Annotated in this window: 25 protein-coding genes; 20 read left to right on the top strand and 5 right to left on the bottom strand. The window is 68.4% G+C overall.

The genetic code is table 11. The features are described from left to right. Positions 1–89 precede the first annotated feature (89 nt). Genes W7S_RS22045 through W7S_RS22020 form a run of 6 tightly spaced genes read left to right on the top strand, consistent with a single transcriptional unit; the run spans position 90 to position 5,809 of the window. The gene (locus tag W7S_RS22045) at positions 90–845 is read left to right on the top strand and encodes a deoxyribonuclease IV (RefSeq protein WP_008260869.1); all 756 of its coding nucleotides are present in this window, start codon (positions 90–92) and stop codon (positions 843–845) included. A 27-nt stretch (positions 846–872) separates the two neighbouring features. After that, a complete protein-coding gene (locus tag W7S_RS22040) occupies positions 873–1,712 on the top strand; it encodes a PHB depolymerase family esterase (RefSeq protein WP_014712401.1) in 840 nt (279 codons plus the stop codon). 47 nt (positions 1,713–1,759) lie between these two features. Continuing rightward, complete coding sequence (locus tag W7S_RS22035) at positions 1,760–3,388, top strand: acyl-CoA dehydrogenase family protein (protein ID WP_014712400.1); 1,629 nt, start codon at positions 1,760–1,762, stop codon at positions 3,386–3,388. Next, positions 3,385–4,323, top strand: coding sequence for a crotonase/enoyl-CoA hydratase family protein (locus W7S_RS22030; protein WP_008260861.1), 939 nt, complete (start codon positions 3,385–3,387; stop codon positions 4,321–4,323). The genes W7S_RS22035 and W7S_RS22030 overlap by 4 nt, the downstream gene beginning before the upstream one ends. Positions 4,324–4,325: 2 nt before the next feature. Continuing rightward, on the top strand, positions 4,326–5,045 hold the full coding sequence (locus tag W7S_RS22025; protein WP_014712399.1) for a PaaX family transcriptional regulator C-terminal domain-containing protein: 720 nt from the start codon (positions 4,326–4,328) through the stop codon (positions 5,043–5,045). Further along, positions 5,042–5,809, top strand: coding sequence for a crotonase/enoyl-CoA hydratase family protein (locus W7S_RS22020; protein WP_014385816.1), 768 nt, complete (start codon positions 5,042–5,044; stop codon positions 5,807–5,809). Before W7S_RS22025 ends, W7S_RS22020 begins: the two co-directional genes overlap by 4 nt. Positions 5,810–5,848: 39 nt before the next feature. On the opposite strand, the gene W7S_RS22015 is transcribed toward W7S_RS22020, so the two are convergent. Both W7S_RS22015 and W7S_RS22010 read right to left on the bottom strand, forming a co-directional pair. Continuing rightward, positions 5,849–6,310 carry a DUF3060 domain-containing protein gene (locus W7S_RS22015; protein ID WP_044059221.1) on the bottom strand — a complete coding sequence of 154 codons (462 nt, stop codon included), beginning with the start codon at positions 6,308–6,310 and terminating at the stop codon, positions 5,849–5,851. Between the two features lie 29 nt (positions 6,311–6,339). Beyond that, positions 6,340–6,717: a DUF3060 domain-containing protein gene (locus tag W7S_RS22010; RefSeq protein ID WP_014712398.1), complete on the bottom strand. Its 378-nt coding sequence runs from the start codon at positions 6,715–6,717 to the stop codon at positions 6,340–6,342. A gap of 195 nt (positions 6,718–6,912) precedes the next feature. On the opposite strand from W7S_RS22010, the gene W7S_RS22005 reads away from it, so the two are divergent. The 9 genes from W7S_RS22005 to W7S_RS21965 all read left to right on the top strand — a co-directional run bounded on the left by W7S_RS22005 (position 6,913) and on the right by W7S_RS21965 (position 16,146). Next, positions 6,913–7,557 (top strand): TetR/AcrR family transcriptional regulator, encoded by a 645-nt coding sequence (locus tag W7S_RS22005; protein WP_008260853.1) that lies wholly within the window; start codon positions 6,913–6,915, stop codon positions 7,555–7,557. Positions 7,558–7,825: 268 nt separating this feature from the next. After that, on the top strand, positions 7,826–8,200 hold the full coding sequence (rpsL, locus tag W7S_RS22000) for a 30S ribosomal protein S12 (protein WP_007767794.1): 375 nt from the start codon (positions 7,826–7,828) through the stop codon (positions 8,198–8,200). Further along, positions 8,200–8,670: a 30S ribosomal protein S7 gene (gene rpsG / locus W7S_RS21995; protein WP_008260850.1), complete on the top strand. Its 471-nt coding sequence runs from the start codon at positions 8,200–8,202 to the stop codon at positions 8,668–8,670. Before rpsL ends, rpsG begins: the two co-directional genes overlap by 1 nt. An 81-nt stretch (positions 8,671–8,751) precedes the next feature. Further along, positions 8,752–10,857 (top strand): elongation factor G, encoded by a 2,106-nt coding sequence (gene fusA, locus W7S_RS21990; protein WP_008260848.1) that lies wholly within the window; start codon positions 8,752–8,754, stop codon positions 10,855–10,857. A 110-nt stretch (positions 10,858–10,967) separates the two neighbouring features. Continuing rightward, positions 10,968–12,158 (top strand): elongation factor Tu, encoded by a 1,191-nt coding sequence (gene tuf, locus W7S_RS21985; protein ID WP_008260847.1) that lies wholly within the window; start codon positions 10,968–10,970, stop codon positions 12,156–12,158. Between the two features lie 171 nt (positions 12,159–12,329). Beyond that, entirely contained in the window at positions 12,330–13,070 is a 741-nt protein-coding gene (locus W7S_RS27735; RefSeq protein WP_008260846.1) for a PE family protein, read from the top strand. Positions 13,071–13,162: 92 nt separating this feature from the next. After that, the gene (locus W7S_RS21975) at positions 13,163–14,023 is read left to right on the top strand and encodes an SHOCT domain-containing protein (RefSeq protein ID WP_008260845.1); all 861 of its coding nucleotides are present in this window, start codon (positions 13,163–13,165) and stop codon (positions 14,021–14,023) included. A 91-nt stretch (positions 14,024–14,114) separates the two neighbouring features. Further along, the gene (locus tag W7S_RS21970) at positions 14,115–14,933 is read left to right on the top strand and encodes a mycofactocin-coupled SDR family oxidoreductase (protein ID WP_081490137.1); all 819 of its coding nucleotides are present in this window, start codon (positions 14,115–14,117) and stop codon (positions 14,931–14,933) included. Between the two features lie 25 nt (positions 14,934–14,958). After that, positions 14,959–16,146: an NAD(P)/FAD-dependent oxidoreductase gene (locus tag W7S_RS21965; protein ID WP_008260843.1), complete on the top strand. Its 1,188-nt coding sequence runs from the start codon at positions 14,959–14,961 to the stop codon at positions 16,144–16,146. A 7-nt stretch (positions 16,147–16,153) separates the two neighbouring features. On the opposite strand, the gene W7S_RS21960 is transcribed toward W7S_RS21965, so the two are convergent. Further along, positions 16,154–16,981 (bottom strand): inositol monophosphatase family protein, encoded by an 828-nt coding sequence (locus W7S_RS21960; protein ID WP_009956322.1) that lies wholly within the window; start codon positions 16,979–16,981, stop codon positions 16,154–16,156. A gap of 566 nt (positions 16,982–17,547) precedes the next feature. Between W7S_RS21960 and W7S_RS21955 the strand changes: the two genes are divergently transcribed. Beyond that, complete coding sequence (locus W7S_RS21955; protein WP_170320610.1) at positions 17,548–18,408, top strand: aldo/keto reductase; 861 nt, start codon at positions 17,548–17,550, stop codon at positions 18,406–18,408. Positions 18,409–18,469: 61 nt separating this feature from the next. On the opposite strand, the gene W7S_RS21950 is transcribed toward W7S_RS21955, so the two are convergent. Both W7S_RS21950 and mftR read right to left on the bottom strand, forming a co-directional pair. Further along, complete coding sequence (locus W7S_RS21950; protein WP_008260838.1) at positions 18,470–19,513, bottom strand: DUF2332 domain-containing protein; 1,044 nt, start codon at positions 19,511–19,513, stop codon at positions 18,470–18,472. Then, entirely contained in the window at positions 19,510–20,103 is a 594-nt protein-coding gene (gene mftR / locus W7S_RS21945; RefSeq protein ID WP_008260836.1) for a mycofactocin system transcriptional regulator, read from the bottom strand. The genes W7S_RS21950 and mftR overlap by 4 nt, the downstream gene beginning before the upstream one ends. A 102-nt stretch (positions 20,104–20,205) precedes the next feature. Here mftR and mftA point away from each other — a divergent pair, with 102 nt between their 5' ends. Genes mftA through mftD form a run of 4 tightly spaced genes read left to right on the top strand, consistent with a single transcriptional unit; the run spans position 20,206 to position 23,019 of the window. Next, positions 20,206–20,295, top strand: a complete 90-nt coding sequence (gene mftA / locus W7S_RS27050; RefSeq protein ID WP_007773607.1) for a mycofactocin precursor MftA — start codon at positions 20,206–20,208, stop codon at positions 20,293–20,295. Further along, positions 20,280–20,621 carry a mycofactocin biosynthesis chaperone MftB gene (mftB, locus tag W7S_RS21935; RefSeq protein ID WP_008260833.1) on the top strand — a complete coding sequence of 114 codons (342 nt, stop codon included), beginning with the start codon at positions 20,280–20,282 and terminating at the stop codon, positions 20,619–20,621. The genes mftA and mftB overlap by 16 nt, the downstream gene beginning before the upstream one ends. Further along, positions 20,618–21,829: a mycofactocin radical SAM maturase gene (gene mftC, locus W7S_RS21930; RefSeq protein WP_008260832.1), complete on the top strand. Its 1,212-nt coding sequence runs from the start codon at positions 20,618–20,620 to the stop codon at positions 21,827–21,829. The genes mftB and mftC overlap by 4 nt, the downstream gene beginning before the upstream one ends. A 2-nt stretch (positions 21,830–21,831) precedes the next feature. Further along, the gene (gene mftD / locus W7S_RS21925; RefSeq protein ID WP_008260831.1) at positions 21,832–23,019 is read left to right on the top strand and encodes a pre-mycofactocin synthase MftD; all 1,188 of its coding nucleotides are present in this window, start codon (positions 21,832–21,834) and stop codon (positions 23,017–23,019) included. Positions 23,020–23,050 lie beyond the last annotated feature (31 nt).

The raw sequence follows: 23,050 nt of genomic DNA, 5'->3' as shown, positions 1-23,050 counted from the left end.
TGCCAGTCGAACGCCCCGCCAGCCGGGCGTTCGGCTGGCGGGAGGTTGCACTCTCGCCGCCGTCAGGACCCCTCACTACACTGGCCACCGTGCTCATCGGTTCGCATGTCCACCAGGATGACCCGCTGGCCGCCGCGCAGGCCGACGGCGCCGACGTCGTGCAGTTCTTCCTCGGCAACCCGCAGAGCTGGAAGAAGCCCAAGCCGCGTGACGACGCCGAGGCGCTCAAGGCGTCGACCATCCCGCTCTACATCCACGCGCCCTACCTGATCAACGTGGCCTCGGCCAACAACCGGGTCCGCATCCCGTCGCGCAAGATTCTGCAGGACACCTGCGACGCGGCCGCGGCGATCAGCGCGACGGCGGTGATCGTGCACGGCGGCCACGCCGACGACAACGACATGGACGCCGGCTTCGAACGGTGGGTCAAGGCCCTGGACTACCTGGAAACGGACGTGCCGGTCTACCTGGAGAACACCGCCGGCGGCGACCACGCGATGGCCCGCCACTTCGACACCATCGGCCGGTTGTGGGATCACATCGGCGACAAGGGAATTGGGTTCTGCCTGGACACCTGCCACGCCTGGGCCGCCGGCGAGCAGCTGATCGACGCGGTCGACCGCATCAAGGCCCTGACCGGCCGCATCGACCTGGTGCACTGCAACGACTCGAGGGACGCGGCGGGCTCCGGCGCCGACCGGCACGCCAACTTCGGCACCGGCCAGATCGATCCCGAGCTGCTCGCCGCGGTGGTCAAGGCCGCCGACGCCCCGGTGATCTGCGAAACCGCCGACGAGGGCCGCAAGGACGACATCGCGTTCCTGCGGGAGAAAACGGGCGGCTGAGCGCGGGCCAGCGCTTACCTTTGATCCATGCTGCGCCGGCTGGCCACGATCTCGGGTGTCGTCCTGGTGCTCGCGGGCTGCTTCCCCGGGGTCGCCAACGCGCCGACGGGCTTCGTGACCGGCACCAGCGTCCACCACCTCAAGGTCGGGGATCTCGATCGCAGCTATCGGCTGTACAAGCCCGCGGGAGTGGCGGCCTCGGCCCCGCTCGTGGTCATGATGCACGGCGTGTCGGGAAGCGCCAGGGAAGCCGAAAAGGACTACCACTGGGACGGTTTGGCCGATTCGGGCAAGTTCGTCGTCGCCTACCCGGACGGCCTCGACCACGCCTGGAACGTCGACGGCCAAACCTGCTGCGGCCGGTCCGGGCGAGAGGGCGTGGACGACGTCGGTTTCATCAGCGCGGCCGTCGCCGACATCGCCAAGAACGTCGGCATCGACACCGCCAAGGTCTACGCCACCGGCATGAGCAACGGCGGCATCATGTCCTACACGCTGGCCTGCACCACGGAGATCTTCGCCGCGATCGGCCCGGTCGCGGGCACCCAGCTGAACGCGTGCCGCACGCCGCATCCGATGTCGGTCATGCACATTCACGGCACCGCGGACGAGCTGGTGCCCTACGGCGGCGGGCCGGGCTACAGCGTGATCAACGGCCCGCCCGTGCCGGACGTGAATGCCTTCTGGCGCAACGTCGATCAGTGCGGCGCCCCGTCGGCCACCACCGACGGCCCGATCACCACCTCGACCGCGGGATGCGCCGACGGTCGCGGGGTCGTGCTCATCACGGTCGACCACGGCGACCACGAGTGGCCCGACTTCGCGACGCGACAACTGTGGGACTTCTTCGCCGCGCACCCCCACTGATCATTACACCTCTTGTGCAACTGTCGGAAAAATGTAACATTGATCCCATGCCGGACACCCATGTCGTCACCAACCAGGTCCCGCCCCTGGAAGACCACAACCCCGCCAGCTCGGCGGTGCTCATCGAGGCCCTGATTCGCGAGGGAGGGCAGTGGGGCCTGGACGAGGTGAACGAGGTCGGCGCCCTGTCGGCCAGCCGCGAGGCGCAGCGATGGGGCGAGCTCGCCGACCGCAACCGCCCCATCCTGCACACCCACGACCGCAACGGTCACCGGATCGACGAGGTCGAATACGACCCGGCGTACCACGAGCTGATGCGCGCGGCGATCACCCACGGCATGCACGCCGCGCCCTGGGCCGACGAGCGGCCCGGTGCGCACGTCGTGCGGGCCGCCAAGACCTCGGTGTGGACGGTCGAACCGGGGCACGTCTGCCCGATCTCGATGACGTACGCCGTGGTGCCCGCGCTGCGCTACAACCCCGAGCTGGCCAAGGTCTACGAGCCGCTGCTGACCTCCCGCGAATACGACCCCGAACTGCGGCCGGCCACCGCCAAGCCCGGCATCACGGCGGGCATGTCGATGACCGAGAAGCAGGGCGGCTCCGACGTGCGCGCCGGCACCACGCAGGCCACCCCCAACGCCGACGGCACCTACAGCCTGACGGGCCACAAGTGGTTCACCTCGGCGCCGATGTGTGACATCTTCCTGGTGCTCGCGCAGGCACCCGGAGGGTTGTCGTGCTTCATGCTGCCGCGCGTGCTGCCCGACGGCACCCGCAACCGGATGTTTTTGCAGCGCCTCAAGGACAAGCTCGGCAACCACGCCAACGCCTCGAGCGAGGTCGAGTACGACGGCGCGATCGCGTGGCTGGTGGGCGAGGAGGGCCGCGGCGTGCCGACCATCATCGAGATGGTCAACCTCACCCGGCTGGACTGCACGCTGGGCAGCGCCACCAGCATGCGCACCGGTTTGACCCGCGCGATCTACCACGCCCAGCACCGAAAGGCCTTCGGCGCCTACCTCATTGACCAGCCGCTGATGCGCAACGTGTTGGCCGACCTGGCCGTGGAGGCGGAGGCGGCCACCATGGTCGCGATGCGGATGGCCGGCGCCACCGACGAGGCGGTGCGCGGCGACGAGACCGAGGCCCTGCTGCGCCGGATCGGCCTGGCCGCCAGCAAGTACTGGGTGTGCAAGCGCTCCACCCCGCACGCCGCCGAAGCCCTGGAATGCCTGGGCGGCAACGGCTATGTGGAGGACTCCGGCATGCCGCGGCTGTACCGGGAGGCGCCGCTGATGGGCATCTGGGAGGGTTCGGGCAACGTCAGCGCGCTGGATACGTTGCGCGCCATGGCGACTCGCCCCGAATGCGTCGAGGTGCTGTTCGGCGAAATCGCCGAGAGCGCGGGCCAGGACCCGCGCCTGGGCAACCATGTCGCCCGGCTGCGCGCCGACCTGGCCAACCTGGAGACCATCGCCTACCGCGGCCGCAAGGTCGCCGAGGACATCTGCCTGGCGCTGCAGGGCTCGCTGCTGGTGCGCCACGGGCACCCCGCCGTCGCCGAGGCGTTCCTGACGACCCGGCTGGACCGCCAGTGGGGCGGCGCGTTCGGCACCATGCCCGACGGGCTCGACCTCGCGCCGATTCTCGAGCGTGCTCTAGTAAAGGGATGACTCACGCGATCAGGCCGGTCGACTTCGACAACCTGAAGACGATGACCTATGAGGTCACCGACCGGGTCGCCCGGATCACGTTCAACCGGCCGGAGAAGGGCAACGCGATCGTCGCGGACACGCCGCTGGAGCTCTCGGCGCTGGTGGAGCGCGCCGACCTCGACCCGAATGTGCACGTCATCCTGGTGTCCGGTCGCGGCGAGGGCTTCTGCGCCGGATTCGACCTGAGCGCCTACGCCGACCGCACCGGGTCGGCCGGCGGCACCGGCGCGTACGCGGGCACCGTGCTGGACGGAAAGACCCAGGCGGTCAACCATCTGGCGGATCAGCCGTGGGACCCGATGATCGATTACCAGATGATGAGCCGCTTCGTCCGGGGCTTTTCCAGCCTCATGCACGCCGACAAGCCCACGGTGGTCAAGATCCACGGCTACTGCGTGGCCGGGGGTACCGATATCGCGCTGCACGCCGACCAGGTGATCGCCGCCGCCGACGCCAAGATCGGCTACCCGCCCACCCGGGTGTGGGGCGTGCCGGCGGCCGGCCTGTGGGCGCACCGGCTCGGCGACGCGCGCGCGAAAAGGCTGCTGTTCACCGGCGATTGCATCACCGGCGCTCAGGCCGCCGAGTGGGGATGGGCGGTCGAGGCGCCGGATCCGGCGGATCTCGACGAGCGCACCGAGCGGCTGGTCGAGCGGATCGCCGCGGTGCCGGTCAATCAGCTGATCATGGTCAAGCTCGCGCTGAATTCCGCCCTGCTGCAACAGGGTGTGGCCACCAGCAGAATGGTCAGCACGGTGTTCGACGGTGTCGCCCGGCACACGCCCGAGGGCCACGCGTTCGTCGCCGACGCGGTCGAGCACGGATTCCGTGAGGCGGTGCGGCATCGCGACGAACCCTTCGGCGACCACGGCCGCCGGGCGTCCGGAGTGTAGCCATGCCGGACCTGACGGCGCGGTCGGTGGTGCTCAGCGTGCTGCTCGGCGCCCACCCGGCGCGCGCCCACGCCAGCGAACTGGTCAGGCTCACTTCCGATTTCGGCATCAAGGAGTCGACGCTGCGAGTGGCGCTGACCCGGATGGTCGGCGCGGGCGACCTGGTCCGCAACGCCGACGGCTACCAACTCTCGGATCGCCTGCTCGCCCGCCAGCGGCGCCAGGACGATGCCATCGACCCGCGCGTGCGTCCCTGGCGCGGGGAGTGGGTCACCCTGGTCGTGACCAGCGTGGGAGACGACGCACGCACCCGGGCCGCGCTGCGAAACGCCATGCACGACAAGCGTTTTGGTGAGCTGCGCGAGGGGGTGTGGATGCGCCCCGACAACCTCGACGCGGAGCTCGGCCCCGACGTAAAGGCCAGGGTCCGGGTGCTGCGGGCGCGCGACGACGACCCCGCCGAGCTGGCCGCGCAGCTGTGGGACCTGCCCGCCTGGGCGCGGGCCGGGCACCGGTTGCTCGACGACATGGCCGCCGCGCCGGACATTCCCGGCCGTTTCGTGGTGGCCGCCGCGACCGTCCGGCACCTGCTCACCGACCCGGTCCTGCCCGACGAACTCCTGCCGGCCGACTGGCCCGGGGCCCGGCTGCGGGCGGCCTACCATGACTTCGCCGCTGAGCTGCTGCGGCGGCGCGAACCACTATGTGCGGAGGCGAGATGAGCGATCCGGTGCGCGTCGAGCGCAACGGCCGGGTGACCACCGTGATCATCGACCGGCCGGGGGCGCGCAACGCGGTCAACGGCCCGACGGCCGCCGCGCTCTATGCGGCGTTCGAGGAGTTCGACCGCGACGACACCGCGTCGGTCGCCGTGCTGTGGGGCGACGGCGGAACATTCTGCGCCGGAGCCGATTTGAAGGCGTTCGGCACACCCGACGCCAACGCCGTGCACCGGAGTGGCCCGGGCCCGATGGGCCCGACGCGGATGGTGCTGTCCAAGCCCGTCATCGCCGCGGTCAGCGGCTACGCCGTCGCCGGCGGCCTCGAGTTGGCCATCTGGTGTGATCTGCGGGTGGTCGAGGAGGACGCCGTGTTCGGGGTGTTCTGCCGGCGCTGGGGCGTTCCCCTGATCGATGGGGGCACCGTGCGGCTGCCGCGCCTGATCGGCCACAGCCGCGCGATGGACATGATCCTCACCGGCCGCGCCGTGGCCGCCGACGAAGCCCAGGCCATCGGGCTGGCGAACCGAGTGGTCCCCAAGGGCCAATCGCGCCGGGCCGCAGAGGAATTGGCGGCACAACTGTCGGCACTGCCGCAGCAGTGCCTGCGCTCGGACCGGCTCTCGGCGCTACACCAATGGGGGGCAACGGAATCCGAGGCGCTCGACTTCGAATTCGCCAGCATCTCCCGGGTGGCCGCGGAGGCGAACGAAGGGGCCGGGCGGTTCGCCGCCGGCGCGGGGCGTCACGGCGCGGCCGCCGATTGAGGGCGCGTTAGCCGCCGATCAAGGCCGGTGAGCCGCCGGTCAGCTGCCCTTGTTGATCGTGTTGTCCGAGCCGAGGTTGTCGACCTTGGGATCGCCGTCTTTGTAGGTGATGGTGTTGTTCATCCCGAGCACGGTGATGCGCTTCTCGACCTTGTCGAGGGTGATCTTGTTGTTGGTGCCGCCGATGTTCACCGTCGAGCAGCTGCCGGTGACGGTCAGGGTGTTGTCCGAACCGGCCACGTTCAACGACTTGCCGGTGGCGCAGTCGAGGTTGGTGGTGGTGCCCATCGACCCGTAGTTCACCGTGTTGCCGATCTCGAGGGACGCGGTGGTGCTCGCTCCGCTCGATCCCGTCGTCGGCGCGGCGCCGGCACTCGTCGTCGGGCTGCTCTTCGTCGTGGTGGTGGAGGAGGAGCCCGCCGGCGGATTGGCCGTCGAGCTGCAGCCGGCCAGCACCAGGATCGCGGCGGCCGGTGCCAGGGCGAAGGTGTGCACACGCATCGTTGTTTGATTCCCCTCGGTATGGTGCCTCAGCCCGGCACCTGCTGGAGCCGGTTGGTCATGCCCAGTTCGCGGCCCCGGTCCCACAGGAACGGCTGACCGCCCTTGTAGAGCACGGTCTGGTCGTGGCCGTACACCGTGATGTCGTGCGAAACCGAGTCGGCGATAACGACATTCGACGAACCCATCACCGTCACGGCGTAACAGTTGCCCAGCGCGGTGACCGTCAGGAACGAGCCGTTGACCAGCAGCGTGGCGTCGTTGCAGTCGACCGTCTGCTCCATGTCCTCCCCGATGACATGGGTGTCGCCGTTCTTGGCCTGCGCAAGCCCCGGCACGGCCGCGAAACCGGCCACGATCGCGACGGCGCACGTGGCCAACGACCCGGCGACAGTTGTCCACTTCACTGCGGGCCCCCTCTTGGACGGGTCGTCTGCTCGAATGAGCCAAGCATGACATTACGTGCATTCGCCCGCCCGATGGCAGATTTTCTTTGGTTCGCCGGGAGCTCATGCCCCTGCGGGGAGATTAATGTCTGACCGGGCGTCAACTAGAGTCATTAGTTAACCGCAACCCGTTCCCGCGATCGAAGGGCGACCGCCATGGCAGCTCAACCGGAATCGCCGTCGGCGGCCGGGCGCCAACGCGCGGGACGGCCCGGTTCGCGCCCGACCAAGCTCAGCCGGGAAGGGATCATCGACGGCGCGCTGACGTTCCTGGACCGCGAGGGCTGGGACGCCCTGACCATCAACGCGCTGGCGACGCAGTTGGGCACCAAGGGGCCGTCGCTGTACAACCACGTGGACAGCCTGGAGGATTTGCGCCGGGCGGTCCGGATCCGGGTGATCGACGACATCATCATGATGCTCAACCGGGTGGGCGAGGGCCGCGCCCGCGACGACGCGGTGCTCGTCATGGCCGGCGCGTACCGCAGCTACGCCCACCACCACCCGGGGCGCTACTCGGCCTTCACCCGGATGCCGCTGGGTGGCGAAGACGCCGAGTACGCGGCGGCGACCCGCAGCGCGGCCGCCCCGGTGATCGCCGTGCTGTCCTCCTACGGGCTCGACGGCGCCGAAGCCTTCCACGCCGCGCTGGAGTTCTGGTCCGCGATGCACGGCTTCGTGTTGCTCGAGATGACCGGCGTCATGGACGACATCGACACCGACGTGTTGTTCTCCGACATGGTGCTGCGCCTGGCGGCGGGTCTGGAACGGCGCACCGCCCACGACGGCGCCAGGGGCTAGGCCCCGTTGCGATCCCCGCTGGTCCGCCGCTTTGACCTGCGAGACCGGCGGCGGGTATTGTGGTTCCTCGTGCCTGGCGGCTTACGGCGCCTAACCGTAAGGAAGTGAATGCCGGGCGAATTCGCGTGTCCACCATGCATCGGGCTTACGTCCGGTGCGCAGCGCATGCGACACACCCGGCCGCGGGGTGAAGCGGACGGTCATAACTGCAGTACACAGACTTGAAGACGCCAGAAATATGCCGAACACGAACAGAGAAAGCCGGTAGATGCCAACCATTCAGCAGCTGGTCCGCAAGGGTCGCCGGGACAAGGTCGCCAAGGTCAAGACCGCGGCCCTCAAGGGCAGCCCGCAGCGCCGTGGCGTATGCACCCGCGTGTACACCACCACTCCGAAGAAGCCGAACTCCGCTCTTCGGAAGGTCGCCCGCGTGAAGCTGACGAGCCAGGTTGAGGTGACGGCCTACATCCCCGGCGAGGGACACAACCTGCAGGAGCACTCGATGGTGCTGGTGCGTGGTGGCCGGGTGAAGGACCTGCCCGGTGTCCGGTACAAGATCATCCGCGGTTCGCTCGACACCCAGGGCGTCAAGAACCGCAAGCAGGCTCGCAGCCGTTACGGCGCCAAGAAGGAGAAGAGCTGATGCCGCGCAAGGGGCCCGCGCCGAAGCGCCCGTTGGTCAACGACCCGGTCTACGGGTCGCAGCTGGTCACCCAGCTGGTGAACAAAGTCCTGCTGCAGGGGAAGAAATCGCTCGCCGAGCGCATTGTTTATGGTGCGCTCGAACAAGCCCGGGACAAGACGGGCACCGATCCCGTGATCACGCTCAAGCGTGCTCTCGACAACGTCAAGCCCGCCCTGGAGGTGCGCAGCCGCCGCGTCGGTGGTGCCACCTATCAGGTGCCGGTCGAGGTGCGTCCGGATCGGTCCACCACGCTGGCACTGCGCTGGCTGGTCAGCTTCTCGCGGCAACGCCGGGAGAAGACCATGGTCGAGCGCCTGGCAAACGAGATCCTGGATGCCAGCAACGGCCTGGGTGCCGCCGTCAAGCGACGCGAGGACACCCACAAGATGGCCGAGGCCAACCGCGCCTTCGCGCACTACCGCTGGTAGGTCTATGCGGCCCGCGCGCCGGGGCGCTGGCCTGACCGCGACAGACAGCAATTAAGCAATCGAAAGAGTGGGAAGACTTCTGTGGCACAGAAGGACGTGCTGACCGACCTGACCAAGGTCCGCAACATCGGCATCATGGCGCACATCGACGCCGGCAAGACGACGACGACCGAGCGCATCCTCTACTACACCGGTATCAGCTACAAGATCGGTGAGGTGCACGACGGCGCCGCCACCATGGACTGGATGGAGCAGGAGCAGGAGCGGGGGATCACCATCACCTCCGCGGCCACCACCTGCTTCTGGAAAGACAACCAGATCAACATCATCGACACCCCCGGGCACGTCGACTTCACCGTGGAAGTCGAGCGCTCGCTGCGTGTCCTCGATGGCGCCGTCGCCGTCTTCGACGGCAAGGAGGGCGTGGAGCCGCAGTCCGAGCAGGTCTGGCGGCAGGCCGACAAGTACGACGTCCCGCGCATCTGCTTCGTCAACAAGATGGACAAGATCGGGGCCGACTTCTACTTCTCCGTGCGCACCATGGAGGAGCGCCTCGGCGCCAACGTCATCCCGATCCAGCTGCCCGTCGGCTCCGAGGGTGACTTCGAGGGCATCGTCGACCTGGTCGAGATGAACGCCAAGGTGTGGCGCGGCGAGACCAAGCTGGGCGAGACCTACGACACCATCGACATCCCGGCCGAGCTGGCCGAGAAGGCCGAGGAGTACCGCACCAAGCTCCTCGAGGCGGTCGCCGAGACCGACGAGGCGCTGCTGGAGAAGTACCTGGGCGGCGAGGAACTGTCGGTCGACGAGATCAAGGGTGCGCTGCGCAAGCTCACCATCAGCTCCGAGGCCTACCTGGTGCTGTGCGGCAGCGCGTTCAAGAACAAGGGCGTGCAGCCGATGCTGGACGCCGTCATCGACTACCTGCCCTCGCCGCTGGACGTGCCACCGGCCGTCGGCCACGCCCCGGGCAAGGAGGACGAAGAGGTCACCCGCAAGCCGTCGACCGACGAGCCGTTCTCCGCGCTCGCGTTCAAGGTCGCCACGCACCCGTTCTTCGGCAAGCTGACCTACGTCCGGGTGTACTCCGGCAAGGTCGACTCCGGCAGCCAGGTCATCAACGCCACCAAGGGCAAGAAGGAGCGTCTGGGCAAGCTGTTCCAGATGCACTCCAACAAGGAGAACCCGGTGGAGACCGCCTCGGCGGGTCACATCTACGCGGTGATCGGGCTCAAGGACACCACCACCGGTGACACCCTGAGCGACCCGAACCAGCAGGTCGTGCTGGAGTCGATGACCTTCCCCGACCCGGTCATCGAGGTGGCCATCGAGCCCAAGACCAAGAGCGACCAGGAGAAGCTGTCGCTGTCGATCCAGAAGCTCGCCGAGGAGGACCCGACCTTCAAGGTGCACCTGGACCATGAGACCGGCCAGACCGTGATCGGCGGGATGGGCGAGCTGCACCTGGACATCCTGGTGGACCGGATGCGCCGCGAGTTCAAGGTCGAGGCCAACGTCGGCAAGCCGCAGGTGGCCTACAAGGAGACCATCCGCCGCAAGGTGGAGAACGTCGAGTTCACCCACAAGAAGCAGACCGGCGGCTCCGGCCAGTTCGCGAAGGTCATCATCAACCTCGAGCCGTTCACCGGCGAGGACGGCGCGACCTACGAGTTCGAGAACAAGGTCACCGGTGGGCGCATCCCGCGTGAGTACATCCCGTCGGTGGATGCGGGCGCGCAGGACGCCATGCAGTACGGTGTCCTGGCCGGTTACCCGCTGGTGAACATGAAGGTCACCCTGCTCGACGGGGCGTTCCACGAGGTCGACTCGTCGGAGATGGCCTTCAAGATCGCCGGTTCGCAGGTGCTGAAAAAGGCTGCGGCGCAAGCGCAGCCAGTCATCCTGGAACCGATCATGGCCGTCGAGGTCACCACGCCCGAGGACTACATGGGCGATGTGATCGGCGACCTGAACTCCCGCCGTGGCCAGATCCAGGCCATGGAGGAGCGGAGCGGTGCGCGCGTCGTGAAAGCGCATGTGCCGCTGTCGGAGATGTTCGGCTACGTCGGCGACCTGCGGTCCAAGACCCAAGGCCGGGCGAACTACTCCATGGTCTTCGACTCGTACGCCGAAGTGCCGGCGAACGTGTCAAAGGAGATCATCGCGAAGGCGACGGGCCAGTAAACATTCGCTCGGAGTAATCTTGCCGGGTCATTGGAATGCCTTGGGCGCGGCACAACTGAAAACACCAACACTGCTTTAACAAGCACCAACTAGTCCAGGAGGACACAGAAGTGGCGAAGGCGAAGTTCGAGCGGACGAAGCCGCACGTCAACATCGGGACCATTGGTCACGTTGACCACGGCAAGACCACGCTGACCGCGGCTATCACCAAGGTTCTGCACGACAAGTACCCGGACCTGAACGAGTCCCGCGCGTTCGACCAGATCGACAACGCGCCCGAGGAGCGTCAGCGCGGTATCACCATCAACATCTCCCACGTGGAGTACCAGACCGACAAGCGTCACTACGCCCACGTCGACGCCCCGGGTCACGCCGACTACATCAAGAACATGATCACCGGTGCGGCCCAGATGGACGGCGCGATCCTGGTGGTCGCGGCCACCGACGGCCCGATGCCGCAGACCCGTGAGCACGTGCTGCTCGCCCGTCAGGTCGGTGTGCCCTACATCCTGGTCGCCCTGAACAAGGCCGACATGGTCGACGACGAGGAGCTCCTCGAGCTCGTCGAGATGGAGGTCCGCGAGCTGCTGGCCGCCCAGGAGTTCGACGAGGACGCCCCGGTGGTGCGGGTCTCCGCGCTCAAGGCGCTCGAGGGCGACGCCAAGTGGGTCGAGTCCGTCGAGCAGCTGATGGAGGCCGTCGACGAGTCGATCCCGGACCCGGTCCGCGAGACCGAGAAGCCGTTCCTGATGCCGGTGGAGGACGTCTTCACCATCACCGGGCGTGGCACCGTGGTCACCGGCCGTGTCGAGCGCGGTGTGATCAACGTGAACGAGGAAGTCGAGATCGTCGGCATCCGCCCGACCAGCACCAAGACCACGGTCACCGGTGTGGAGATGTTCCGCAAGCTGCTCGACCAGGGCCAGGCCGGTGACAACGTCGGTCTGCTGCTGCGTGGTATCAAGCGTGAGGACGTCGAGCGCGGCCAGGTCGTGACCAAGCCCGGCACCACCACGCCGCACACCGAGTTCGAGGGTCAGGTCTACATCCTGTCCAAGGACGAGGGCGGCCGGCACACGCCGTTCTTCAACAACTACCGTCCGCAGTTTTACTTCCGCACCACCGACGTGACCGGTGTGGTGACGCTGCCGGAGGGCACCGAGATGGTGATGCCCGGTGACAACACCAACATCTCGGTGAAGCTGATCCAGCCCGTCGCCATGGACGACGGTCTGCGGTTCGCGATCCGCGAGGGCGGCCGCACCGTCGGCGCCGGCCGGGTCGTCAAGATCATCAAGTAGTTCGCTACTGAGTCAGGTCGAAGCCCGGATTGCCCACACGGCAATCCGGGCTTCGTCTGCTGTGCGCACCGCCTTGCCGGACCGGCGCGGAAATGATGCGGCCGCAGAGCGCCCTGCACTAGGATTTCGGCATAGTTCTCGGTGACCGTGAGGCGTGGCGGGGAGGTGCCGATGTCGTTCGTTCAAGCGACTCCCGAATTCGTTGCGGCTGCCGCGACGGACCTGGCCAGGATCGGGACGACGATCACCTCCGCCAACACGGCGGCGATGGGGCCGACGTCGGCGGTGCTCGCCCCCGGCGCCGACGAGGTGTCGGCGAGCATCGCCGCCCTGTTCGACGCCCACTCCCAGGTCTATCAGGCGCTCAGCGCCCAGGCGGCCGCGTTCCACAGCCAGTTCGTCCAGCTGATGAACGGCGGTGCGATGCAGTATGCCGCCGCCGAGGCGGCCAACGCGACGCCGCTGCAGACCGCGGCAGCGCCCGCATCGATGGCCGCGCAGGTACCGACGATGACGGCCGGCGCCATAAGCGCCTCGGCGCCGACCGCGCCCGCGGGGCCCCTGGCGGCGGCGGTGGCCCCGGCGGCCGCGGTGCCCGCACCGGCCGGCACGCCGGTCGCGGCGGCGCCGGTGGGGTCGGCGACGCTGGCCTCGGCCACCGCTCCGGCCGGACCGGCGCGGGTGGCGACGCCGGCCTACGCACCGGCCGGGCCCGCGAGCACCGTCGCGCCCGCGGCGTCGGCACCGACCGGCACGTCCGCCGCGCCGCCGGCACAGGTGGCGCCGCAGGCCTCCCCGGCCACGACGCTGCCGGTATCGCCGCGCACCGCCCCGCACTCGCCTGCGGGCACGCAGCCCGCGGCGCCTCCGGTGCGCCGGGTGCCGATCGTCCCGCCCGAATCGCTGGCCTGATCGCGGCCGAACCCGGTTTGCGCGTATCGGGTTCGCGGCGAGCCCCCGAGCGCTAATCTGACACAAATCCCCAGCAAGCCAAGGAGGGGCAAGTGTTAGCGCGCTACCTGAAGGCACAGTTGGTCGTTTTGCTGTGCGGAGGCCTCGTGGGGCCGATTTTCCTGGTCGTGTATTTCGTCATGGGGCTCGACAGCCTGCTGCAGTGGATGTTCTACGTCGGCCTGCTCATCACCGCGGCCGACGTGCTGATCGCGCTCGCGCTGGCCAACTACGGCGCCAAGACGTCGGCGAAGGTGGCCGCCCTCGAACAGAGCGGCGTGCTGGCGCTCGCGCAGATCACCGGCATCACCGAAACGGGCACGTGGGTCAACAACCAGCAGGTCGTCAAGGTGCACCTGCACATCGCGGGGCCCGGGCTCCTGCCGTTCGACAGCGAAGACCGCGTGATCGCCAGCGTCACCCGGCTGGGCAACCTCAACGCCCGCAAGGTGGTGGTCCTGGTCAACCCCACCACCAACGAATACCGGATCGACTGGGAGCGAAGCGCTTTGGTCAACGGCCTGGTGCCCGCGCAGTTCACGGTGGCCGAGGACAACCGGACCTACGACCTGAGCGGGCAGGCGGGCCCGCTGATGGAGATCCTGCAGATCCTCAAGGCCAACAACGTTCCGCTCAACCGGATGGTCGACATCCGGTCGAACCCGGCGCTGCGCGGCCAGATCCAGGCGGTGGTGCGCCGGGCCGTCGAGCAGCAGTCATCGGCCGCCCAACCGGCGCCGGGCGCCCCGCCGGCTCCTGCCGTCCAGCAGGGCGCGGCGCCGTCGGCGGTTGTCACGCCGCCCGAACCGTCGATCGCCGCGCGGCTGCAGGAGCTGAACGATCTGCACGCGAGCGGGGCGCTCACCGACCAGGAATACAACAGCCGCCGCGCTGCGATCATCGCCGAAATCTAGGGGCTCGTCCGGCCACCGGCGGGCGAATTAGAACACGTTTCAGTTCCGCTGCTAGCCTGGTTTGGTCTGTCGGCGGTCGAAGGGGTTACACGTGGTTGGATCACTGCACGGGCGGGTGGCATTCATCACCGGGGCCGCCCGCGGCCAGGGGCGATCGCACGCCGTGCGGCTGGCCGCCGAGGGCGCCGACGTCATCGCGCTCGACATCTGCGCGCCGGCATCGGCCAGCGTGACCTACCCGCCCGCCACGCCCGAGGACCTCGACGAGACCGCGCGCCTGGTGGAGGGGCAGGGGCGCAAGATCCTGACCCGCGTCCTCGACGTCCGCGACGACGCCGCGCTGCGGGAGCTGGTGGCCGACGGGATGGAACAGTTCGGCCGGCTCGACATCGTGGTCGCCAACGCCGGAGTGCTGAGCTGGGGCCGCGTCTGGGAGCTCACCGACGAGCAGTGGGACGCCGTCATCGGTGTCAACCTGACCGGCACCTGGCGCACGCTGCGCGCCACCGTGCCCGCGATGATCGAGGCGGGCAACGGCGGTTCCATCGTCGTGGTCAGCTCGTCGGCGGGGCTCAAGGCCACACCGGGCAACGGCCACTACTCGGCCAGCAAGCACGGGCTCACCGCGCTCACCAACACCCTCGCGATCGAGCTCGGCGAATACGGCATCCGGGTCAACTCGATCCATCCGTACTCCGTCGAAACCCCGATGATCGAGCCCGAAGCGATGATGGAGATCTTCGGCAGGCATCCCAGCTTCGTGCACAGCTTCCCGCCAATGCCGGTGCAGCCCAACGGCTTCATGACGGCCGACGAAGTCGCCGACGTCGTGGCGTGGCTCGCCGGCGACGGGTCCGGCACACTGACCGGCACGCAGATCCCGGTAGATAAGGGTGCCCTAAAGTACTGACCGGCCACCGTGCTAAGAACTCCACGTGAGTACTGACGCGAGCGCCACCAACGGAATCGTGATCGTCGGCGGCGGATTGGCCGCCGCCCGCACCGCCGAGCAGCTGCGGAAATCGGAGTATTCCGGGCCCATCACGCTCGTCAGCGACGAGGTCCACCTGCCGTATGACCGCCCGCCGCTGTCGAAAGAGGTGCTGCGCAAAGAGGTCGACGACACCGCACTCAAACCGCGCGAGTGGTACGACGAGAACGACATCACCCTGCGGCTGGGATCGGCCGCGACACGCCTGGACACCGCGGCGCAGACGGTGACGCTCGACGACGGGACGACGCTTCGCTACGACGAACTCGTCATCGCCACCGGGCTGGTACCGCGACGCATCCCGTCGATCCCCGACCTCGAGGGCATCCGGGTGCTGCGCTCGTTCGACGAGTCCCTGGCGCTGCGCGAGCACGCGTCCGCGGCGCAGCGCGCCGTCGTCATCGGCGCCGGCTTCATCGGCTGCGAGGTGGCGGCCAGCCTGCGCAGCCTGGGGGTGGACGTGGTGCTGGTGGAGCCCCAGCCCACTCCGCTGGCCGCGGTGCTCGGCGAACGGATCGGTGAGCTGGTGGCCCGGCTGCACCGCGCCGAAGGCGTCGACGTCCGCCTCGGGGTCGGCGTGGCGGAGGTGCGCGGTGACACGCGCGTCGAGGCGGTGGTGCTCAGCGACGGCACCGAGCTGCCGGCCGACGTGGTCGTGGTCGGCATCGGGTCGCGCCCGGCGACCGAATGGCTCGAGGGCAGCGGAGTTGACGTCGACAACGGCGTCATCTGCGACGAGGCCGGGCGCACCAGCGCGCCGAACGTGTGGGCGCTCGGGGACGTCGCGTCGTGGCGTGACGCGACGGGACACCAAGGGCGCGTGGAACATTGGAGCAATGTCGCCGATCAGGCCCGCGCCGTGGTGCCCGCGATGCTGGGGCAGGACGTGCCCACCGCGGTGGTGGTTCCCTACTTCTGGAGCGACCAATACGACGTCAAGATCCAGTGCCTGGGCGAGCCGGAGGCCGACGACATCGTGCACGTCGTCGAGGACGACGGTCGCAAGTTCCTGGCCTACTACGAACGCGACGGCGCCCTGGCCGGCGTGGTCGGCGGCGGGATGCCCGGCAAGGTCATGAAGATGCGCGCCAAAATCGCTGCGGCCGTGCCCATTTCGGAAGTGCTGGGCTGAGCCGCCGCTAGCCGACGGCGGTCGCGTACCGGTCGCCGACGTTCTCGGTGTTGCGGATCACCGTCGCGAGTTGCTCGGCGATGCCCGGCGCGCTGATCACGGTCGACGCGGACTTGTGGGTGTGGGGATTGCCCTGGGCGTCGGTGAGCTGCGCCCCCGCTTCCCGGGCGATCAGGGTCCCCGCCGCGGTGTCCCAGGGCTTGTTGGACATCATCACGCAGGCGTCCAGGGCGCCCTCGGCGACGAACGCGAGGTCCAGGGTCGCCGCCCCGATCATGCGGATGCGCTCGACCCGCGGCACCAGCTCGGCGGTGAGCGCCAGCCGGTGCTCGTTCAGCCTGCCGGCGTCGTGGCCGACGGCGTAGTCGCCGAGCGACACGATGGCCCCGCTGAGGCTGTCGGCGGCGCTGGCGTTGATCCGCTGGCCGCCCAGAAAAGCGCCCTTGCCCTCGATGGCGTGGTAGGTCTTGCCGAGCAGGGGAGCGTGGGTGACCGCGACCACGGTGCGCCCGGTGCGCATCAGCGCCAGTGATACGGCGCACAACGGCAGCCCGTGGACGAAGTTCGACGTTCCGTCGATGGGGTCGAGCACCCAGAGCCACTCGGAGGTTTCGATGTCCGGCTGTTGCTCGGACTCTTCGGCCAACAGTGGGATCTCGGGTGTGGTTTGGGCCAGGTAGTCGGCGATGTCACGCTGGATCGCAAGGTCGATGTCGGTGACCAGGTCACGGTCTCCCTTGTGCTGCACCGAGCTCGGCTGTGATTTCTTGAGCGTTGCGGCACCGATTTGCGTTGCTTGCCAGGCAATTTCGAAAAGCTCTTGCATTGTCTTCATGCGACAGACTTGCCTCGCTTCCAGGGGTAGCGCGTGGTCGCGTCTCTCGAGGATAGGGGACAGGTGATTTCACATCACAGTCGCATCACGGTATATCACGTTCGCATCACGACGCAGCTATGTCCGTTCCCCGGGAGTGAAACACGCACCATTGTCGGTGTTTTCGCCGGTAAGGCGCCTGGCCCAGGGAGAATTACGCTGAAATCGGTGATGCGCCACAACGCAATTCGATGGTGTTGCACATCACATCGGTTTGAGGTTTCGTTTGTCTTCGTCGAGGGCACCGGGCGCTCGTGTCTGCGGTGTCACAAAATTGCCAAAATTCCATCGCCAATCTTATTGTGCTGGAAAGACGTAACTTCTGAGCTCGCGTTTTTTTGCTAATGCGACGTCGACCGCCTCGGTCCGGGCGGCATCCGCCCGGCTCGGTTATTGTCTCCAAGCGAACGATGTATGGGGCCCATACGCACCAGAAGGGGTTGGCATAAGCCGCCTGGTGTGTTGTCCCTGGATCGTTTACGTCGAAGAAACCCCACACCCCAACCTGGCAGGCAGGTGATTGAAAAGTGACAGTGATTGATGAGATATACAGCGCTTCCAGCGTGATTCCGACCGTCGCTCTCAACGACGAGGCGAAGATGCCCGTACTCGGCTTGGGCGTGGCCAAGTTGTCCGATGAGGAGACGGAAAGCTCGGTACTCGCGGCTCTGGAGGCTGGCTGCCGCCTCATCGACACCGCTGCCTCGTACGGAAACGAAGAAGCCGTCGGGCGCGCGATCGCCGCGTCGGGCATCCCGCGTGAGGAGTTGTTCGTCGCCACCAAGCTGGGCACCTCGAGGCAGGGCTTCCAGAGTGCCCAGGAGTCGTGCAAGGAGAGCCTGGACCGTCTTGGGCTGGATTACCTCGACCTCTACCTGATCCACTGGCCGGCGCCGAAGCTGGGCAAGTATGTGGAGAGCTTCGAGGGCATGAAGGTCGCCCGCGACGAAGGGCATGTCCGCTCGATCGGCGTCTGCAACTTCACCGAGGAACTGCTGGCGAACGTCATCGAGGAGACCGACGAGGTGCCCGCGGTGAACCAGGTCGAGCTGCACCCGCGCCTCAACCAGGCCGAGCTGCGCCAGGCGCACGCCCAGCACGACGTGACCACGCAGTCCTACAGCCCGCTGGGCGTCGGCAAGATGCTCGAGGACCCGACCGTGACGGCGATCGCCGCCGAGTACGGCCGCACGCCGGCGCAGGTGCTGGTCCGGTGGAACCTGCAGTTGGACAACGTGGTCGTCTCGCGGTCGTCCAAGCCCGAGCGCGTCGCCCAGAACCTCGACGTGTTCGACTTCACCTTAGAGCCTCAGCACATGGAGGCCATCGACGGATTGCACGACGGCACCCGGGTGCTGCACGATCCGATGACCTTCATGGGTACCTAGTACACGCAGCATTGACGAAGACGAATTGCCGGACTTGGTCCGGCAATTCGTTTTTGCCGAGTTAGTGCCAGTGCACCGGCGGGCCGTGCGGGTGGCAGTCGCCCAGCACGCGCGTCTCGCCGTCCGGCCAGCTGCGGGCGCGCACCTCGAACCTGATCGGCCCGCCGGGGCGAGAGCGCGCCGGCTCCATCGTCAGGTGGGCGAACGGTGAGCGCGCGTCGGCCCGTGCGGCCAGCGCGTCCACGTGGGCGCGCACTGCGTCGCGCTCGCCGGCCGACAGGTATTGCCAGGTGATGGAATGCCAGAGGACGGTGAGCGCGCCGTCGGACACCCGCAGGCCGGCGACCGCGCCGGCCGCCGTCCGGCGTTCGAGCCGGGCCGGGACCCGGCGGGCGACCTCGATGGCCCCGCGCAGCCGGGCGAGCCGCGCGGCCTGGTCGGGCCAGACGTAGCTCAGCACGGTCAGCTCCCCGTCGATGTCGCCGACGTCGATCGGCGCGATGTCGTAGCCACGCCGCTCGACGATCCGCACGTCGCCCCCCGGCGGCAGCGCGCCGCGCCACGCGTCATCGATGGCCACCGGCGAGTCGGGCGGCCCCCACTGGCTTCCGGCGAACCGGTAGCGGTAGTGGTCGGCCCGCAGATTCAGCCCGGCGCTCGCCCCGATCTCGAAAAGCCTTATCGGCAAACCGGATTGATTGAGGTGCAGCAAACCGCCGATCAGTGCGGCCGATCGGCCTACCTCGTTGGTCTGTGGTGGTTGATCCAGCGCCGCGCGCAGCGCATCGGCGTGGCCGGCCGCGGCGTCGCGGATCTGAGGCCAGGCCGGTCCGGCGTCCCAGATCCCGCCGGTGCTGGGGTACCAGCGGCGCAGGTGCGGCGCCCGGCCGTCGAGCACCAGCCGGTGCAGCCCGCCGAGCAGCCGGAGCGGCACCGCGTCGCGCGAGGGGGCGTGGCGGTGCCCGGACAGGATGGCCGCGAACACGCCGCCGGCTTCGACGTCGGCGGCCACCAGATCGAACAGCTCGCCGTACATCGCGGAGCCCGACGAGGCGCAGAACCGGCCCTGGGCGCGCAGCGTGTGCGCCAGGTGCTCGACGCTCAAATGTCCAGCTCGTTCAGCCCCGCGCCGGCCACGTCGAAGGCATTGCCGAGGGCTACCGGCAGCGGGACGGATTCATCGCTGAGCCAGTGTTCGTACGCCGACAGCGCCACCCCCAGCATCGTCCAGGCGGCGGTCTGCGGCAGCAGGTCGGTGGTCTTGCAATCGCAACGGCGGGCCACGAACCCGGCGATCACCTCGCGCCAGCCGGCGTACATCGTCATCGAATAGGCCTGCAGCTCAGCGGTTTGCAGGATCACCCGCATGCGCCGGCGGTGGCGGGCGGTCTCGGACTCGTCAAAGGTGTTGAACGCCAACAACGCGGCGCGCAGGGCATCGCCCAGGCGCACCCGGGAATCCACGTTGTCGAGCAGGTCCCGCAGGTGGGCGAGGTGAGTGTCGAAATCGCCCCAGGGGATGGCGTTCTTGGACGCGTAGTAGCGAAAGAGCGTGCGGCGCGAGATGCCGGCGGCGTGGGCGACGTCGTCGACGCTCACGTCGGCGAAACCGCGGGCGGTGAACAGGTCGATGGCCACGTCGGTGATGTGGGCCGGCGTGGTCGAGCGGCGCCTGCCCACCCGCGGCTGCGGCATCTTCGGACCCCGCCCTTCCATTTCGGCACTCGATGCCATATTCTGGCGGCGAGTGTGACTCAGACCCCATCGTTGTCAAGACCCGACGAAAGGCAAGGCCCCGTGGACCACGAGACCGAAACTGACACCCAGCTCGTCACCGAGACCCTGGTCGAAGAGGTGTCCATCGACGGCATGTGCGGGGTCTACTGACCGTGCCTGCGTCCGCGCAGGCCGAAACGGCTCGCCCCGCCGGCGACACCGTGTTCGATCCTGATCGCGGCTGGCGACTGCACCCGCAGGTGGCGGTGCGCCCGGAACCGTTCGGCGCGCTGCTCTATCACTTCGGCACCCGCAAGCTGTCGTTTTTGAAGAACCGCACCATCCTCACGGTGGTGCAGTCGCTGGCCGAGCACCCCGACGTCCGCTCCGCGTGTCGCGCGGCGGGCATCGACGACGCGGGGCAGGCTCCCTACCTGCACGCGCTGGGTGTGCTCGTCGACTCCAAGATGCTGGTGCCCCGGGAGGACCATCAATGACCGCACCGACCCAAGCGGCCGTACCGCGGCTGATCGAGCAGTTCGAGCACGGGCTCGACGCGCCCATCTGCCTCACCTGGGAGCTCACCTACGCCTGCAACCTGGCCTGCGTGCACTGCCTGTCGTCGTCGGGCAAGCGGGATCCGCGCGAGCTGTCCACCCGTCAGTGCATGGACATCATCGACGAGCTGGAACGCATGCAGGTGTTCTACGTCAACATCGGTGGTGGGGAACCCACTGTGCGCCCGGACTTTTGGGAGCTCGTCGACTACGCGACCGCCCATCACGTCGGCGTCAAGTTCTCCACCAACGGCGTCCGGATCACGCCCGAGGTCGCCGCGCGGTTGGCGGCCAGCGACTACGTCGACGTCCAGATCTCGCTGGACGGCGCCACCGCCGAGGTCAACGACGCGGTGCGCGGACCCGGGTCGTTCGACATGGCGGTGCGGGCGCTGGAAAATCTGGCCGACGCCGGCTTCAAAGACGCCAAGATCTCGGTGGTCGTCACGCGGCACAACGTCGACCAGCTCGACGAATTCGCCGCGCTGGCAAGCCGTTACGGTGCCACGCTGCGGATCACCCGGCTGCGCCCGTCCGGGCGCGGCGCCGATGTCTGGGAGGAGCTGCACCCCACCGCCGACCAGCAGGTGCAGCTGTACGACTGGCTGGTCGCCAAGGGCGAGCGGGTGCTCACCGGCGACTCCTTCTTCCACCTGGCCCCGCTCGGTCAGTCCGGCGCGCTGGCCGGCCTGAACATGTGCGGCGCGGGCCGCGTCGTGTGCCTGATCGACCCCGTCGGCGACGTGTACGCCTGCCCGTTCGCCATCCATGACCGCTTCCTGGCCGGAAACGTGCTGTCGGACGGCGGCTTTGACAATGTGTGGAAGAACGCCCCGTTGTTCCGCGAGCTGCGCGAACCGCAGTCGGCGGGCGCCTGCGGCAGCTGCGGGCATTACGACAGCTGCCGGGGCGGCTGCATGGCGGCCAAGTTCTTCACCGGCCTGCCGCTGGACGGGCCGGACCCCGAATGCGTCCAGGGCCACAGCGCGTCGGCGCTGGCGCACGACCGCGAGACGCCGCGCCCCCGGGCCGACCACTCCCGCGGCAAGCGCATCCGCCAACCGGTGCCGCTCACGCTGTCGCTGCGGCCGCCGACGATCACGCCCGCGGCGCCGCCGGCGCGCCTGTGTAATGAAAGCCCGGTGTGACAATGGCCGAGAAATGGTTTGAGACCGTAGCCATCGCGCAGCAGCGCGCCAAGCGCCGGCTGCCGAAATCGGCCTATTCGTCGTTGATTTCGGCCAGCGAAAAGGGAATCACGGTTTCCGACAACGTCGAAGCCTTCGGTGAGCTCGGTTTCGCCCCCCACGTAGTCGGCGCGCCGGCCAAGCGCGACATGTCGACCAGCGTTATGGGGCAGGATATTTCGATGCCCGTCCTGATCTCACCGACCGGCGTGCAGGCGGTGCACCCCGACGGCGAGGTGGCTGTCGCGCGCGCCGCCGCCGCCCGCGGCACCGCCATGGGCCTGTCCTCGTTCGCCAGCAAGCCGATCGAAGAGGTCATCGCGGCGAACCCCAAGTTGTTCTTCCAGGTGTACTGGCTGGGTGACCGCGACGCGATCGCGGCGCGGGTCGAGCGCGCCCGGGCGGCCGGCGCGGCGGGCCTGATCGTCACCACCGACTGGAGCTTCTCGCACGGCCGGGACTGGGGCAGCCCCTCGATCCCGGAGAAAATGGACGTCAAGACCATCCTGAAGATGAGCCCGGAGGTGATCACCAAGCCGCGGTGGTTTCTGCAGTGGGCGAAGACCATGCGGCCGCCGGAGCTGCGGGTGCCCAACCAGGGCCGCCGCGGCGAGCCGGGGCCCCCCTTCTTCGCGGCCTACGGCGAGTGGATGGGCACCCCGCCGCCGACCTGGGAAGACATCGCCTGGCTTCGCGAACTGTGGGACGGGCCGTTCATGCTCAAGGGCGTGATCCGCGTCGATGACGCCAAAAGGGCTGTGGACGCGGGGGTTTCGGCGATCTCGGTGTCGAATCACGGTGGCAACAACCTGGACGGCACCCCCGCCTCGATCCGCGCCCTGCCGGCGATCGCCGCGGCCGTCGGCGATCAGGTCGAGGTGCTGCTCGACGGCGGCATCCGGCGCGGCAGCGACGTCGTGAAGGCCGTGGCGCTGGGAGCGCGCGCGGTGATGATCGGCCGGGCGTACCTGTGGGGCCTGGCCGCGGCGGGCCAACCGGGCGTGGAGAACGTCCTCGACATCTTGCGTGGCGGCATCGACTCGGCCCTGATGGGTCTGGGACATTCCTCGATCCACGACCTCGGGCCCGGCGACATCCTGGTGCCGCCCGGTTTCACCCGGGCGCTGGGCGTGCCGCCGGTCGGCGGATAACGAAAGCCGGGCTATCCGGGGCGGTTTTGTC

Origin of the sequence: Mycobacterium sp. MOTT36Y, assembly GCF_000262165.1 — a bacterium.
GTDB lineage: Bacteria > Actinomycetota > Actinomycetes > Mycobacteriales > Mycobacteriaceae > Mycobacterium > Mycobacterium intracellulare.
The sequence above is the reverse complement of the archived record's forward strand: the minus strand, read 5'-3'. Positions and strand labels throughout refer to the sequence as shown.